12 protein-coding genes are annotated in these 15,051 nt (G+C 39.0%); 10 read left to right on the top strand and 2 right to left on the bottom strand.

What is annotated here, in order from left to right:
• Positions 1–37 precede the first annotated feature (37 nt).
• The 6 genes from AAC037_RS05920 (at position 38) to AAC037_RS05895 (ending at position 8,825) form a co-directional block, all read left to right on the top strand.
• Positions 38–190 (top strand): DUF4295 domain-containing protein, encoded by a 153-nt coding sequence (locus AAC037_RS05920; RefSeq protein WP_339902119.1) that lies wholly within the window; start codon positions 38–40, stop codon positions 188–190.
• Positions 191–281: 91 nt separating this feature from the next.
• Positions 282–1,238, top strand: a complete 957-nt coding sequence (gene ftsY / locus AAC037_RS05915; protein WP_339902118.1) for a signal recognition particle-docking protein FtsY — start codon at positions 282–284, stop codon at positions 1,236–1,238.
• Between the two features lie 259 nt (positions 1,239–1,497).
• On the top strand, positions 1,498–4,998 hold the full coding sequence (locus tag AAC037_RS05910) for a sulfatase-like hydrolase/transferase (protein ID WP_339902117.1): 3,501 nt from the start codon (positions 1,498–1,500) through the stop codon (positions 4,996–4,998).
• Positions 4,999–5,155: 157 nt separating this feature from the next.
• Complete coding sequence (locus AAC037_RS05905) at positions 5,156–6,046, top strand: cation diffusion facilitator family transporter (protein WP_339902116.1); 891 nt, start codon at positions 5,156–5,158, stop codon at positions 6,044–6,046.
• A gap of 419 nt (positions 6,047–6,465) precedes the next feature.
• Positions 6,466–7,353, top strand: coding sequence for a dienelactone hydrolase family protein (locus tag AAC037_RS05900; RefSeq protein ID WP_339902115.1), 888 nt, complete (start codon positions 6,466–6,468; stop codon positions 7,351–7,353).
• Between the two features lie 122 nt (positions 7,354–7,475).
• Entirely contained in the window at positions 7,476–8,825 is a 1,350-nt protein-coding gene (locus tag AAC037_RS05895) for a M28 family metallopeptidase (protein WP_339902114.1), read from the top strand.
• A gap of 34 nt (positions 8,826–8,859) precedes the next feature.
• Here the strand turns inward: AAC037_RS05895 and AAC037_RS05890 are convergent, their stop codons facing one another.
• Both AAC037_RS05890 and AAC037_RS05885 read right to left on the bottom strand, forming a co-directional pair.
• Positions 8,860–10,416: a serine protease gene (locus AAC037_RS05890; protein WP_339902113.1), complete on the bottom strand. Its 1,557-nt coding sequence runs from the start codon at positions 10,414–10,416 to the stop codon at positions 8,860–8,862.
• A complete protein-coding gene (locus AAC037_RS05885) occupies positions 10,409–11,278 on the bottom strand; it encodes a hypothetical protein (RefSeq protein ID WP_339902112.1) in 870 nt (289 codons plus the stop codon). Before AAC037_RS05885 ends, AAC037_RS05890 begins: the two co-directional genes overlap by 8 nt.
• A 333-nt stretch (positions 11,279–11,611) precedes the next feature.
• Between AAC037_RS05885 and AAC037_RS05880 the strand changes: the two genes are divergently transcribed.
• The 4 genes from AAC037_RS05880 to AAC037_RS05865 all read left to right on the top strand — a co-directional run.
• Complete coding sequence (locus AAC037_RS05880; RefSeq protein ID WP_339902111.1) at positions 11,612–11,893, top strand: YciI-like protein; 282 nt, start codon at positions 11,612–11,614, stop codon at positions 11,891–11,893.
• Positions 11,894–12,099: 206 nt separating this feature from the next.
• Positions 12,100–13,008 (top strand): hypothetical protein, encoded by a 909-nt coding sequence (locus AAC037_RS05875; protein ID WP_339902110.1) that lies wholly within the window; start codon positions 12,100–12,102, stop codon positions 13,006–13,008.
• Positions 13,009–13,398: 390 nt separating this feature from the next.
• Entirely contained in the window at positions 13,399–14,367 is a 969-nt protein-coding gene (locus tag AAC037_RS05870; RefSeq protein WP_339902109.1) for a ThuA domain-containing protein, read from the top strand.
• A 178-nt stretch (positions 14,368–14,545) separates the two neighbouring features.
• Positions 14,546–15,051: sulfatase-like hydrolase/transferase (locus tag AAC037_RS05865; RefSeq protein ID WP_339902108.1), on the top strand; the 506-nt coding region annotated here is incomplete at its 3' end.

Below are 15,051 nucleotides of genomic sequence, written 5' to 3'. Positions count from 1 at the left end.
AAATAATCACACACCCTAGGGGTAAAACGATAATATTATGGCTAAGAAAGTAGTAGCAACACTGAAAAAAGAAGGTGGCGTCACTTATGCCAAAGTGATAAAGGCCGTTAGATCTGAGAAAACCGGAGCTTATACCTTCAAGGAGGAAATGGTGCCAAGCCAGACCGTTAAGGAAGTGCTTAAAAAATAAGGCTTCAGGGCTTACTAAGATTTTTACTATCCCTTTCGATTCCAATCGAAAGGGATTTTTGTGTATATTCGGCTCAGATATAAAAAAAATTATGGGAATATTTGATTTTTTTTCTAAAGAGAAAAAAGAAAGTTTAGACAAAGGACTTGAAAAGTCAAGTGAAAATCTATTTTCTAAACTTGGAAAGGCCATTGTAGGCAAATCTAAGGTAGATGATGAAATTTTAGATGAGTTGGAAGAAATACTCATTACATCGGATGTAGGTGTAGATACAACGATTAAGATTATCCAGCGAATTGAAGAAAGAGTTAGCAGAGACAAGTACATAAATACTGCTGACCTAGACGTTTTACTAAGAGAGGAAATCGCAGGCCTCTTGGAAGAGAATAATACTCTGGATATTGGAAGCTTTGATCTACCTGCAGATAAAAAGCCCTATGTTATTATGGTAGTGGGTGTCAATGGTGTAGGTAAAACTACCACAATTGGTAAATTGGCTCATCAGTTCAAGTTGGCTGGAAAGTCGGTAGTTCTGGGTGCGGCTGATACCTTTAGGGCCGCCGCAGTTGATCAACTCATTCTTTGGGGTGAACGTGTGGATGTTCCTGTGATTTCACATGGCATGAATACAGATCCCGCATCTGTTGCCTTCGATACTGTTAAAAAAGCAGTGGACATGAATGCTGATGTGGTAATCGTAGATACTGCCGGAAGGCTACATACCAAGGTAAACCTAATGAATGAATTGACGAAGATTAAAAGGGTAATGCAAAAATTTATCCCTGATGCTCCTCATGAAATCTTATTGGTTCTTGACGGGTCTACAGGACAAAATGCTTTTATCCAGGCCAAAGAATTCACCAGAGCCACTGAAATAAGTGCATTGGCCATTACCAAGCTGGACGGTACCGCCAAAGGAGGTGTGGTGATAGGGATTTCAGACCAGTTTAAAATCCCGGTAAAATACATAGGTGTTGGTGAGAAAATGACAGATTTACAAGTTTTTAACCGCAAAGAGTTTGTTGACTCCCTGTTCCGAAAAAAATAATTTTTAAGAGGACCTTTTTTTTTGTGAGTTCTGCTGTATGTCAAAGGAAAAACTCTGTGTGTGAAAGCAAGTGATTGTATTGTTAGTGATGATTGGACTTACTTCTTATATAGTGCCTTAAACAAACTATAGCCTATGAGATGGGGTTCAGAACAAATACCCCGCACAAGGAATAGGTAAACTTGCTTTCAGGCAGGTAAGTGCAGTACGGTCAATTGATCGAATAATAGTACATTTATATTTCATTAATTATAATCCCATGTATTCCATTTCTATAAGATTGGTGCTACTGCTGTTAGCCCTAAATGTTTTCAATTCCATCCAATGTAAAGCGCAAGATCAGCGACCTAATATTATTTTTATCCTTACTGATGACCAAAGATATGATGCCCTTGGTTATGCCGGCAATGATTTGATCCATACTCCGGAGATGGACAAACTTGCCGAGGAGGGAAGTTACTTTAAAAATGCTTTGGTGACCACTCCCATCTGCGCAGCCAGTAGGGCTACGATTTTTACAGGACTTTATGAGCGTAGTCATGCTTATACTTTTCAAACAGGTCCGATTAAGTCAGCCTATATGGAGACATCTTACCCTAAATTGCTAAAAGAGGCAGGTTATAAGACTGGTTTTTTTGGGAAATTTGGTGTCAACTATAGCAACTTGGAAGGTCTTTTTGATTCTTTTGAATCCTATGATAGAAAGGGAAGCTTTCCGGATAGACGAGGCTATTTTTACAAAACCCTTGGAGCCGATACGGTACATTTGACTCGTTATACAGGACAGCAGGCATTGGATTTTATAGAAGAGGCAGATGTTGATCAGCCCTTTTGTCTTTCACTCTCTTTCAGTGCTCCACATGCACATGATAACGCTGAGAAACAATATTTTTGGCAGGATGAAACCGCTCCCTTGTTGGAAGGAGTGACCGTACCTGATGCCAAAATTTCTGACGACAAGTATTTTGAAGCACAACCGGAAATTGTAAAAAGTGGATTTAATCGACTAAGATGGACCTGGAGGTACGATACACCTGAAAAATACCAGCACAGTGTAAAAGGCTATTACAGGATGATTTCCGGAATTGACTTGGAAATCGCAAAGATCAGACAGCAATTGAAAGACAAGGGGATGGATAAGAATACAGTCATTATCCTGATGGGAGACAATGGCTATTTCTTGGGCGAAAGGCAAATGGCAGGGAAATGGTTGTTGTATGACAATTCCATTCGGGTTCCCTTGATTGTAATGGATCCTAGGCAAAAGAAACAAGTTGATTCTGAGGAGATGGCTGCAAATGTAGATGTTCCTTCTACCATATTGGATTTGGCAGGTGTAGAAATTCCTTCTGATTACCAAGGGAAAAGTTTACTTCCTGTAATCAAAGGAGCGCCATTAAATAGAGATACGGTATTGGTCGAACACTTATGGGATTTTGAGAACATTCCTCCAAGTGAAGGATTGAGAACAAAAGGATGGAAGTATTTTCGCTATATCAATGACCAGTCCATAGCAGAGTTGTATGACTTGACTAAGGATCCAATGGAAATAAATAATTTGGCAAAGGATCCCAAATATGCTTCCAAGGTTGCTGCATTTGACAAAAAATTGGATGCCATGGCTTCCGGATTATCCAATAACAGCACTGCAGCACCCGTTAATCGCCATGTAGAGATGATAAGGCGATCTTCTGAAAAGAAAATTATTGATAAAAGTCCTGAATTTGGTTGGCAAGTCCCGGAAGGAATCAATTTTCAATCTGCCTATCAATTATTGGTTAGTAGCACTGCTGAAAAGAGCAAAAAGAACATTGGAGATGTATGGAATAGCGGAAAAGTGGTGGATGGCAATGTGAGCAATATACAGTACAAGGGGCCTACGTTAACTGAAGGTAAAACCTATTACTGGAAGGTCAGGATTTGGGATGAAGACAACAGAACCGGTCGATATTCAGAAAGTCAAAGCTTTACTATTGGTACAGCAGAGGGTTATATCACTACAGGGAATATTTTTGAAGTGGAAGAAATCCCCCCTACTTCTATTGAGAAAGTAGCAAAGCAAACCTGGCTTGTAGATTTTGGTAAAGCTGCCTTTGCCAATATGTCCTTTGAATATAAAACTACAAAGAATGAAACAATCACAGTAAGGATAGGTGAGCAATTAAAAGAAGGAAGGCTTAATGCTGACCCCCAAGGTAATATTCGATTTGAGGAAGTAGCCGTTGAGGTTAGTCCGGGTAAAATAAAATACACATTGGATTTGCCAAAAGATGAGCGAAATACTGGTCCTGCTGCTGTAGCACTTCCGGATAGTTTCCCCGTACTGCTTCCTTTTAGGTATGCTGAAATTATAGCAGAAAAAAAACCTGAAAAGTTAGCTCAGCAGGCCTATTTCAGCTTTTTTGATGAAGATGAGAGTAAGTTTTCAAGCTCAGATACCATATTGAATCAGGTATGGGGTCTTTGCAAATATTCAATGAAAGCTACTTCCTTTGCCGGAATCTATGTCGATGGTGATAGAGAAAGGATCCCCTATGAGGCAGATGCATACATCAATCAACTGAGCCACTATGCGGTCGATTGGGAGTACCCGATTGCGAGAAAGACCATTGAGTATTTCATGGAAAACCCAACTTGGCCCACTGAATGGCAGCTGCATGTGGCCTTGATGTTTTATGAGGACTATATGTATACCGGGAATCTAGAGCTTGTAGAAAAATATTATGATGAACTAAAGCACAAAACGCTAATGGAATTGGCGCGTGAGGATGGGTTGATAAGCTCTGAAAAGGCCAGTCCCGAGTTCATGAAAAAATTGGGGTTTAAAGACCCCAAAGTCAAATTGAAGGACATTGTCGACTGGCCACCGGCTCAAAAAGATACCGGTTGGAAACTGGCCACTCCGGAAGGAGAGCGAGATGGTTTTGTGTTTACCCCTATTAATACTGTGATCAATGCCTTATTCTTCCGTAATTTGGAGATTATGGGTGAATTTGCACGCCTTTTGAATAGGAATGATGAGGCCAGAGAATATGAATTGATGGCAGTTAAAGTAAAAAAGGCGGTTAATGAAAAATTAATGGATCCTGATAAAGGAGTTTATCTCGATGGTGAAGGTGCAGGACATTCCTCTCTTCATGCCAATATGATGCCTTTGGCTTTTAATATGGTGCCGGAAGAAAAGGTAGCTTCTGTAGTGGATTTTATTAAATCCAGAGGGATGGCTTGTAGTGTTTATGGTTCTCAGTACCTGATGGATGGGCTGTATAATGCAGGAGAAGCAGATTATGCACTGGAACTAATGACTGCTACCCATGACCGTAGTTGGTGGAACATGATTGCCATTGGGTCTACCGTCACCTTGGAAGCATGGGACATGAAGTACAAGCCCAATGCAGATTGGAACCATGCCTGGGGAGCTGTTCCCGGCAATATTGTTGCCCGCAAAATGTGGGGGATTGTACCTAAAACACCAGGAGCAGGCTTGTTGGAAATCAAGCCCCAATTGGGTAGTTTGACGGCTACAGAAATAACTGTTCCTTTTATTACCGGAAAGGTGAATGCTTCCTACAAAAAAGTTAACAACCGTTTGCAACGCTATGTTTTTGACTTGCCACCAAATGTTTCAGCGGAATTGCTATTGGAATACAATACAGGTGATGCCATTTCCCTCAATGGAGAAAAGGTAAATACAAGTTTTGGCTCCATAAGGCTTTCCCCGGGGAAAAATGAAATTTTGCTCAAGGTCAATTCATTTTAATAAGTATCTCGTAAACCATTGTTTTGTAAAAATAGGCAGATAGCTTTCAAAGTATGCCTTTTTGAGATTTTAATCCGGAGTATGTAATAGAAGTCCTATAGCATATTTCGGGTTAACAACAATTGCATCGTTGTTTTAGACTAGCTGAAACTATATTATGGGAGCGCACCATCATCACCACCATCAATCAGGGAAAAATCTGAAAATCGCATTTTTTTTAAATCTGGGATTTACCCTTTTGGAAATTGTAGGTGGTTTGTATGTAAATAGTATTGCAATCATTTCAGATGCAGTACATGACTTGGGAGATAGCCTTGCCTTAGGGTCTGCTTGGTATTTGGATAAAAAGTCCGAGCAAAGATCAGATGCAAAATTTTCATTTGGCTACTCTCGATTTTCGCTATTGGGTGCACTTATTAATAGTCTGGTGTTGATTGGAGGTTCTGTGTATGTGATAAGTGAGGCTGTTGGTCGCTTGCTAAACCCGGAGCAATCAGATGCTGAAGGAATGTTTTATTTTGCCATATTAGGTATACTTGTCAATGGTTATGCTGCATGGAAAATGAGTGGAGGAAAAACCCTAAATGAGAAAGTGGTTTCTTGGCATTTACTTGAAGATGTTTTAGGGTGGGTAGCAGTTATGATTGTAGCGATTGTTTTGTACTTCAAGGATATACCCTATTTAGATCCTGCTCTTTCTCTTTTTATAACGGCATACATTCTATGGGGAGTGGTAGGGAGGTTGAAGGAAACTTTGTATGTGTTTCTTCAAGGGGTACCCAAAGAAATTGATTTAGTAAAAATTGAAAAAGAATTACTTTCTATAGATCATGTACAATCCCTACATCACACCCATATTTGGTCTTTAGAGGGGGAGCATCATGTTTTCTCTACCCATTTGAAACTGGAGAGAATTGACTCTTTCGATATTATGGTATGTGTGAAAAATGAAGCTAAAGCCCTTTTGAAAAAATACCATTTCAAACATTTTACTATTGAGACCGAATTGGATACTGAGAATTGTACTTTAGTTTCCGAGGACAGTTAGTCCATTTTTTTTGAGGAAACCCTAACCTAGCTGGGATTGAACTTTGGTAATTGAATGCTCTGCGCATTTTATTACCCATTAAAAAATAAACGTTAGGTATAATTATCGATAGGTTTCTCTTTCATAGCAACAGCTAAATGAAAATTAAGCGATGGATTTTTTCATGTTTTATTTTCAAGTCTTTAAGGTAATCTCACTTGGTTTCAAATGCTGGAATGGACACTTTCACCTTATAAAAGGAATGAAATGCTTGGAAAAGAGATAGATATCTATTATATTTTTTTATATTGAATAACATTATCGAGAGTTGGTTTCTAGCAGCTTGTTGGGCAGCAACATCAATTCAGCTTACCTATAGTATCTTATATAATAAACAACTTTTAACGATGATTCCATTTTAAACCTATAAAAACCAAACCATGAAAGACTTAAAAAAGGAAGACCTTGACCAAGAAGTTTTTGATCTATATGACGATTATGCACACAATAGGATAGAGCGAAGAGAGTTTGTAAATAAGCTATCCAAATTTGCGGTTGGGGGACTAACAGTGTCTGCAATAATGGGGTTTTTAATGCCAAATTATGCCAAAACAAGTCGGTTTTCTGCTTCGGATCCTCGCCTCGTGGAAGAAACCATCACCTATGATTCTCCAAAAGGCGCCGGAAAAATGAAAGCTCTTTTGGTCCGCCCAAAGGAAGTAAAAGGTAAAATGCCTGGGATAGTGGTGGTGCACGAAAACAGAGGGCTTAACCCATATATTGAAGATACCGCAAGACAAGCTGCCTTGGATGGCTTCATTGCTCTAGCACCCGATGCCTTGTCACCAATGGGAGGTTACCCCGGGACGGATGATGAGGGCAGGACAATGCAGAGAAAAAGGGACAGAGAAGATATGTTACAGGATTTTATTGCGGGTTTTGAAACCCTGAAAGCCCATGAAAATTGCACAGGTAAAGTAGGGGTAGTAGGATTTTGCTTTGGAGGATGGGTTTCCAATATGATGGCAGTAAGGGTTCCTGATCTGTCTGCTGCTGTGCCATTTTATGGAGGCCAACCCTCAGCTGAAGAAACTGCAAAAATTCAAGCTCCTTTAATGTTGCATTTTGCGGAATTGGATAAACGAGTTAATGAAGGGTGGCCTGATTATGAGGAAGCATTAAAGGCGAATAATAAAACGTATACTGCTTATATGTATCCGGAGGTTAACCATGGTTTTCACAACCATTCTACTCCCCGATATGATGAAGCTGCAGCAAAACTTGCCTGGGGAAGAACCATTGATTTTTTTAAGGAAAAATTGAGTTAAAGACCTATATCTTTGAGCCGATTCGCTAGTGAGACTTCTCACAGAGAAGGTTCATTTTGAGTCTTAGTGAAAATTAATTCTTTATCGGGTTTAGTGGCCTGATCCATTTAAACGTTATTAAAATGAAGGTTATATTTTTGGGATTTCTTTTTCTCTTGGTCTTGCCTGGTTTTTCTCAGGTGACGACTATCACACGAAACCCTGAAATTCAAGAAATGACAGGGCTGGTTTCTTCTGATAGCTTGGCTCATTATTTGGAGGGATTGGTTGCATTTGGTACCCGTCACTCTTTAAGTGAAGAGGCTGAAAATAGAGGGATAGAGGCAGCCAGAAATTATGTTTTGTCAAAGTTCAAGTTATTTGAAAGTCAATCCAAAGGCAGGCTCAGTTCCAAAATCGATTATTTCACTGTTTATCCCGATGGAAAGCGGGTAAACCGGGAAGTGAAAATGGGAAATGTAATGGCCACGCTCAAAGGAAGTGATCCGGATGATGACAGGGTTTTTGTGGTGAGTGGACATATTGATAGCAGGGTTTCAGATATCATGAATCAAGAGAGTGATGCACCCGGTGCGAATGATGATGGTTCTGGTGTGGTGGCTTTAATAGAGCTGGTTAGGATTATGTCAGAAGGAAATTTCCCTGCCACCATAGTTTTTGTGGCTGTATCCGGAGAAGAACAAGGTTTGATAGGCGCTAGTCATTTGGCAAAAAAAGCCAAAGAGGAAAATTGGAATTTGGTAGCAATGATCAATAATGACATGATCGGTAACAGCCAATCAAGTGGTACTGGAATCAGGGACAATACAAAGTTAAGGGTCTTTAGTGAAGGAGTGCCCCTTTATGAAACAGAAGAAATGGCTCTCTTAAGACGGCGGACCAATGCAGAGAATGACAGCAAGTCAAGGCAACTTGCCAGGTATATCAAAGAGGTGGCAGAAAGATATATTGCTCATTTGGAAATAAAATTGATTTACAGAAATGATCGTTTTTTAAGGGGAGGAGACCACACTCCATTTTCCAGAGAAGGGTTTACCGCTGTACGGCTTTGCGAGATGAATGAAAATTATACCCAGCAGCATCAGGACCTAAGAGTAGCGGATGGAATTGCCTATGGGGACAAAGTGGAGCATATTGACTTTGAATACCTGCGAAAAAATACTGCTGCCAACCTAGCGGTTTTGGCCAATCTGGCAGGAGGGCCATCTGTACCTCAAAATGTGGGGATACGCATAAGCGAGCTTACAAACAGCACTCAATTGGTTTGGGAAGAACCAAAACATGGCCAGGTAGCCGGATACAATGTTTTACTTCGGGAAACAAGTTCCTCAATGTGGGAAAAGAAATTTTATACCAATGAAACAGCTATCGATTTGCCTTATTCTAAAGACAATTATTTTTTTGCTGTTCAAGCCGTTGGTAAAGGTGGACAAGAAAGCCTTGCTGTATTTTCTAAGCCCGTTCGGGATTAGGAAGATAAAGTGCTGCTTAGATGGCTAGATTAGCCTAATATGCGAAATTTAGCAAATGAGCTGCCGAAAAGGTTTTAAATACCTTATTGAAGTAATCACAATATTCAGCAAACATCCCCGGATTATTGCAGTCCATACCGGATGATATCGCAAATGCAACTACCTCTGCCGGAATAGGTATGGTGGCAATTGACATAAAAGTCTTTTCTTCTGTCATCAGTAGGGTCATGTATACATAAAGTCCGTATTGAAGTCCATCTTGCCCCATAAGGTATTCGTTACCTAAGGATAATATCCACGCTATTTTCCTTCCTCCATCAAATTCATTCCAAAGAGAGTAGTCCGTATCAATGGTGAAACCACTTACTCCGAAGCGCATCCCAAAGTTTTGATTGATTATTTCACCAACAGCTACCAAAAGGTCTTCAAAGTTGGTTTGTGAAAAATCATTTTGCACACCATAAAAGTAAAGCTGCATGTCATTATTATCCGGATTAATGGCTTGAAATGCTTCTTCGGTAGGGTTGTACATAAGTGAGATCCCTTCGGGTACAGCAATGACCACTCCGGTATTGATGTCTTCATAAATATCAAAACGCATGGCGTCATAATCCAATTGAATATTCATATCGAGCTCAAATTCATCTGAAAGCATGAGTAGGTTTTCAGGGTCATCAGAAGACTCAATCATATCGGTCAGGGATCTGTTCTTTGTAGGATGAAATTCAAAACCAATGGCTTTGACTGGAGAGATATTTGTTGTTGCGGAACCCGATCCGGACAAAATCATTTTATTCGATTCAATTGATGATGGGTTAGTGCTAGGTGACTGAATAATGGCTGCAGCAGAAAAAAGCTGGGTTAGGTTTTCAAAACCACTTGGCAAATCATTATTAGAGGAGTTCTCTAATTCGGTCAAATAGCTGGCGGGAATTATCCAACTCACATTGCTGGCGCCTTTTTCAAGTCCACCATCTCCTATACCTATGAGCTTGCTCTGCTGGTCAAATACCGGGGCCCCAGAAAACCCGGGTAAGAGGCTTCCCTCAAGGTAAAGGATATTGAGGTCAAGGGCTGGGAATCCGATTTTTGCCAAAGCTTCTTTGTCCTTTTTAGGTATCAGGTGGCTGAGGGTTTCAGGGTTTACAAATCCTTTTTTCATTTGTCTAGAAGAACTTCCTGTCGCCCCCCCATTGTACCCAATAGCAAACACATCAGTTCCAAATTTCACCTTTGAAGTATTAAATTGGCTAATGGGTACCACTGTTGAAGGGGGAGGGGCTTGTCCTTCAATTAATTCCAAAAGAACCAAATCGGCTTTTTGAAGTACTTTTTTAATTTTCGCCTTTCTCCAGGCTTGCCCTTGATACAGGATTCGTATGTCTCCTGTCCGGCTCATTCCATGAAGAGAAGTGACAATCTGGTTTGGGCTTTTCCATACAAAACCTGTAAGGGCATTTGATGAATTATTGTTTACAGCTACAACCACCTTTACCAAAGCATTTTTTACATTGTCAGGATCAAATTGTCTGGCAGAAATTTTATAGGAGAGTAGCAATGACAGGACGAGGCACCAAATTATCTTATTCATGGTTGAAAATTTTAATCAGTGAATGAAGGATCAATTCCCTTTCAGCTTGGCTAAATTGATTTTTTAGCTTGAATATTATCTCAGGCCAAGGCGTACCGGAGTTTTCAAAGGCAAGGCTCATTTCATTAAGGGTACTGTTTTGATCGAGTTGAGTAATTTCCTGACTCGCAACTATGGTGGCTTCGGCACTTGAATTATCTCCGCAAAAACTATCTCTTAAAATCAATAGGGTTGTCATGCTCTGAATTTCATTAAGGTCCTTTTTGAGTTGGGTAACAAGTTTTTCCCATATTCCACCCGCGGTATTGAAAGTATTGAAGAGTTCAGTAGCCGGCGTTTCGGAATTGGCATAAACCAAAAAATCGCAGGCTTCAATTTTAAACTCAGTGGAGTAAAGTACATTGGCCTCTCTTTTGGCGATAGTGGAGTCTGCTTGGATAAATCCGGTAACAAATTTTCTGGCTTCAATATCTGAATAACCAATTTCAAGATAGTCATTCATTTTATCCGCCAGACTAGGTGCAAAGGGATTGTTAGCGCGAATATAGAGACCTAATAAAATGCCCACTACGGAAAATAGCCCGAATGATCCTATTCTCAAACTTTTGATTGGATCCAAGAATTTTTCGTTCAATCCCACCAAAATAGCCAATAAAGAAGAAATGGTACCTATTACGCCGCTCACTACTGGGGAGACTGATAATCCCAATAGCAAGCCTAAAAAAGCGCCAATCCCTAATCCATTGAAAATTGCAGCAAAAGCCTGAAACTTTCCAGGCTTATGGTTCCCTTGTCCATCGGGGATTAAATCTTTTAATGGTTTATCAGAAGAATTGCTTTTGGTGGAGTTCTGTTCTTCCATTACGTGAAGGTTTGGGTTAAAGTAAGGTAATGGTAGAAAATGTGGTTGTCTTTACTCTAATTTAGTAAAAAATACGGGTTAGAAAGAAATATAATGATTTATTTCGCTTAAACATGATGTTTAAGTTTTTCATTTTGTGGACAATTATTTGATTTGTGATCAGAATTAAAGCGAGAAGCGGCCTGAACTGTCAAAAATACCTGGTGTATGTATTTAGGTACGATTACTGCTTCGATTATTATATAAACTAATGCGTAGATTAATATTCAAGAAAGTTTTACGTTGATAAAGTTTATTTTGAAGATGTTCTTTCAATAAATTATTTAATTAGATATGAAATATTATATGTTAACTTATTTGTTATCTGAAGGCTATATGGAAAACAGAGGTGAGTTTAGAGAAGATCACTTGGCACTAGCAGATGAGTTTTATAAAAAAGGAGTGTTATTAATGGGAGGAGCACTTTCTAGACCTGCAGATAAAGCTGTTTTGATTTTCCGATCTGAAGGCGAAGATGATGCCAAGGATTTTATAAAAGCGGACCCTTACGTGAAAAATGGACTTGTGGAAAGCTGGGAGCTGAGGGAGTGGAAAGTGGTTGTAGGTGTTGTTTGATTGATTATAGAGCCTTTGTTATAATTATTATTTATATATGACTTATGATTTGATCAAGGGGTAATCTTGCTTTTTTTTAATTAATTTTTTATATTCATGATATATTAATTTTTTAATGGGGTAATTATATAGTTAAGATATGGTTTGTTTTAATTAAGCTTTTATTGATAGTAAAATATTTTGTAGCACTCTAATTTTATTCTAGGATGAGATATTCTATGGTTTTTGCATTTTTATTGATCTGTGAAAGTGTTATTGGTCAATCGACAGATAATAAAATTCAATCAAAAGGAAATATAGGTCTAGGCACCCTCAATCCTAAGGATAAATTAGAAGTAGTTGGGCGAACGGTATTGCGTGGAGATCTATATATAATGGGAGATGAATTTGTTCAATTTGTACAAGGGAAGGATAGTGATAAAAGAGGTGTATCATTAGGAGTAAATGATTTTGGGCTCAAGACCAGGTATAGAAGGTGGAGTGGTGGATCGAGGGCTTATAATCAGATTTGGTATGATCAGGGCGGTAGTGATTTCTTTTTTGGAGGGTCTACTCTTCCAATTTTTTCTATCTCAAATAAGGGGGTAGGTGTAGGAACAAAAGAGATCACTCATAATCTCACCATAAATGGTTCAGGTAAATTTTTGGGAGGGGAGTCGAGTTACACCGAAATCAATTCAAACAATAGTGGTGCTTATATGCGTCAATATGGTAAAGGAGGAGCAAATTTGAGTTGGATCATTCGAAGTTATTCTAACAATAATTTGCAAGCGGAATTTAATATGGGCGGAGTATTGGTTAAAGGAAAAGTTCAGGCTGAAGAAGTAAATATTTCCTTAGATGGATGGGCGGATTATGTTTTTAAAGAGGGCTATAAGCTTAGGAGCTTGGGTGAACTTAAATCATTCATTAATGAAAATGGACATTTGCCTGGAATACCGAAAGCTGCTATAGTGGAAAAGAATGGGCTCAACTTAGGTGAAATGAACACGAAATTACTGGAGAAAATAGAGGAGCTTACCCTTTATATCATTTATCAGGAAGAGCAGATTCAAGAGCTTTTGAAATTACAAAATGAAGTGGAAAAATTAAAGCAAGCTTTGCCCATCGATTAGCTTATCCTTTAATTTCCAATAGATTAACCAAGATATCCAAACAAGAATAATTGCCATGACAGGGCATGCTTATTTTCGAGTATTTGATTAATAATTTTTCATCAATTATTAAAAAAGGAAATTGAACATAGCTTTTTTCATTATAGGTAATGCCAAGCCTTTTTTCCAAAGTGGAGGTTATTTATAATTTATTTTTTTAGATTAGTACATTGGAGTCCTACGCTATAAAAAATGATGATTCGGATGAGTTTAGGTCTCTAGTTTTTGTGATAAGTAGGAATTTGATTAGGGTATATTCCATTTTACTTAATAAACGTTTTATCATTGTGTCAATTTAAGTTGGTTTGGACGGACAATGACAGCTTTATATCTAAAAAATAAGTCATAATTATGTATTTAAAATCTATATTTTTAATAGTGTTGAGCCTTTTGGTTCAATTATCCTATGCCAACCCAGAAAACGATAAAATCAAGGTATTAATCGTGGATGGGCAAAACAATCATTCAGCTTGGCCTAAAACAAGTTTGATGATGAAAAGTCAGTTAGAGGAAACCGGTCTATTCGAAGTGACCATTGAGCGAACCAAATTTACCTGGAATGGTGCTGAAAACAGTTCTTATTTAACTAAGGCCGAGGCTGGTAAAACGGAAGATTTAAAGGAGCCAAAATCAGATCCTGAATTTAGCCCAGACTTTATGTCTTATGATGTGGTAGTTTCCAATTTTGGTTGGAATGCGGCTCCATGGCCTGCTGAAACCATGAAGAAATTTGAGCAGTTTGTCCATTTAGGTGGAGGTTTTGTGAGTGTGCACGCGGCAGACAATTCATTTCCGGAATGGGAGGCATACAATGAAATGATAGGCATAGGGGGCTGGGGAGACCGAAATGAAAAAGGTGGGCCTTATGTATATTATGATTCCGATGGGAAATTGGTCAGGGACAATACTCCGGGGCCTGCCGGAGCACATGGAGCCAAAAACAACTTCACCATACATTTGACGGATGAAAGCCATCCAATTACCGCAGGTATGCCTAAAAGTTGGATTTCAGCTAAAGACGAATGCTATGCACGACTTAGAGGCCCTGCCAAGAACATGACAATTCTGGCAACAGGCGAAGACCTCACCAATAAAAATAGAGATGGCCGATATGAACCGGTCTTTATGGTGATAAATTATGGGAAAGGAAAAGTGTTCCATACCACCCTTGGTCATGACCAAGGTTCTCTTGAAGGAGTAGGGTTTATTACCTCATTTACAAGGGGCGTGGAATGGGCTGCTACGGGGAAAGTTACCATTCCTATTCCAAATGATTTCCCAACAAAAGAGGCCTCCAAATCTAGATCTTTTAACTTTTGAGAAATGATTTGCTTTCAAATTGATAGCACGAATGACAAGGACCATTATTTTAATTTGTGTTTTTTATTGAATTGGTAGAGCAAATGTTGAGTGATTTTAATCAAGAATAATATAGCAAATAACCATTAATTTATTTCCTCTTTGCCTTTTAACAGGCATTTACTAAATCGATTTATTGATGAAAATAGTTAAACCCAGTCTTTTTTTATTGAGCATATTTCTTCTCAGCTGTGGAACAAACGAGGTACAACAGGAAAGCCAAGAAAAGAAACCAAACATACTATTTGTTTTTGCTGATGACATGACTTTTGAAGTCTTAGACCAGTTGGAACAAAATGAAATATACACGCCAAACCTCGATAAATTAATGTCGGAGGGCACATCATTTACAAAAGCCTATAATATGGGCAGTTGGTCCGGTGCCGTATGTACAGCCTCCAGGAGCATGATGATTTCCGGTAGGAGCGTGTGGAATGCATTTAATATTAAAGAGGAGTGGAAGAAAGGAGATAAAACAGATTTGACTTTGCCCAAGTTGCTAGAAAACTCCGGCTATGAAACTTACATGACAGGTAAATGGCATGTAGATGTTCCTGCATCAGATATATTTAATCATGCTGTCAACATTCGACCGGGAATGCCTAAGGATGCCTGGTCAGGAAATAATATGGGAGCGAAGTTTGA

It is taken from the genome of uncultured Cyclobacterium sp., assembly GCF_963976465.1.
In the GTDB taxonomy this organism is placed as follows: domain Bacteria; phylum Bacteroidota; class Bacteroidia; order Cytophagales; family Cyclobacteriaceae; genus Cyclobacterium.
Note: the sequence above shows the minus strand (reverse complement) of the source record. Positions and strands in the feature narration are given on the sequence as shown.

Excerpts from the sequence above, each read along its gene's own strand:
- AAC037_RS05890 (WP_339902113.1), bottom strand. The coding sequence starts at position 10,416 with ATGAATAAGATAATTTGGTGCCTCGTCCTGTCATTGCTACTCTCCTAT.
- AAC037_RS05885 (WP_339902112.1), bottom strand. The coding sequence starts at position 11,278 with ATGGAAGAACAGAACTCCACCAAAAGCAATTCTTCTGATAAACCATTA.
- AAC037_RS05895 (WP_339902114.1), top strand. The coding sequence starts at position 7,476 with ATGAAGGTTATATTTTTGGGATTTCTTTTTCTCTTGGTCTTGCCTGGT.
- AAC037_RS05900 (WP_339902115.1), top strand. The coding sequence starts at position 6,466 with ATGAAAGACTTAAAAAAGGAAGACCTTGACCAAGAAGTTTTTGATCTA.
- AAC037_RS05920 (WP_339902119.1), top strand. The coding sequence starts at position 38 with ATGGCTAAGAAAGTAGTAGCAACACTGAAAAAAGAAGGTGGCGTCACT.
- AAC037_RS05870 (WP_339902109.1), top strand. The coding sequence starts at position 13,399 with ATGTATTTAAAATCTATATTTTTAATAGTGTTGAGCCTTTTGGTTCAA.
- AAC037_RS05910 (WP_339902117.1), top strand. The coding sequence starts at position 1,498 with ATGTATTCCATTTCTATAAGATTGGTGCTACTGCTGTTAGCCCTAAAT.
- AAC037_RS05875 (WP_339902110.1), top strand. The coding sequence starts at position 12,100 with ATGAGATATTCTATGGTTTTTGCATTTTTATTGATCTGTGAAAGTGTT.
- ftsY (WP_339902118.1), top strand. The coding sequence starts at position 282 with ATGGGAATATTTGATTTTTTTTCTAAAGAGAAAAAAGAAAGTTTAGAC.
- AAC037_RS05880 (WP_339902111.1), top strand. The coding sequence starts at position 11,612 with ATGAAATATTATATGTTAACTTATTTGTTATCTGAAGGCTATATGGAA.
- AAC037_RS05905 (WP_339902116.1), top strand. The coding sequence starts at position 5,156 with ATGGGAGCGCACCATCATCACCACCATCAATCAGGGAAAAATCTGAAA.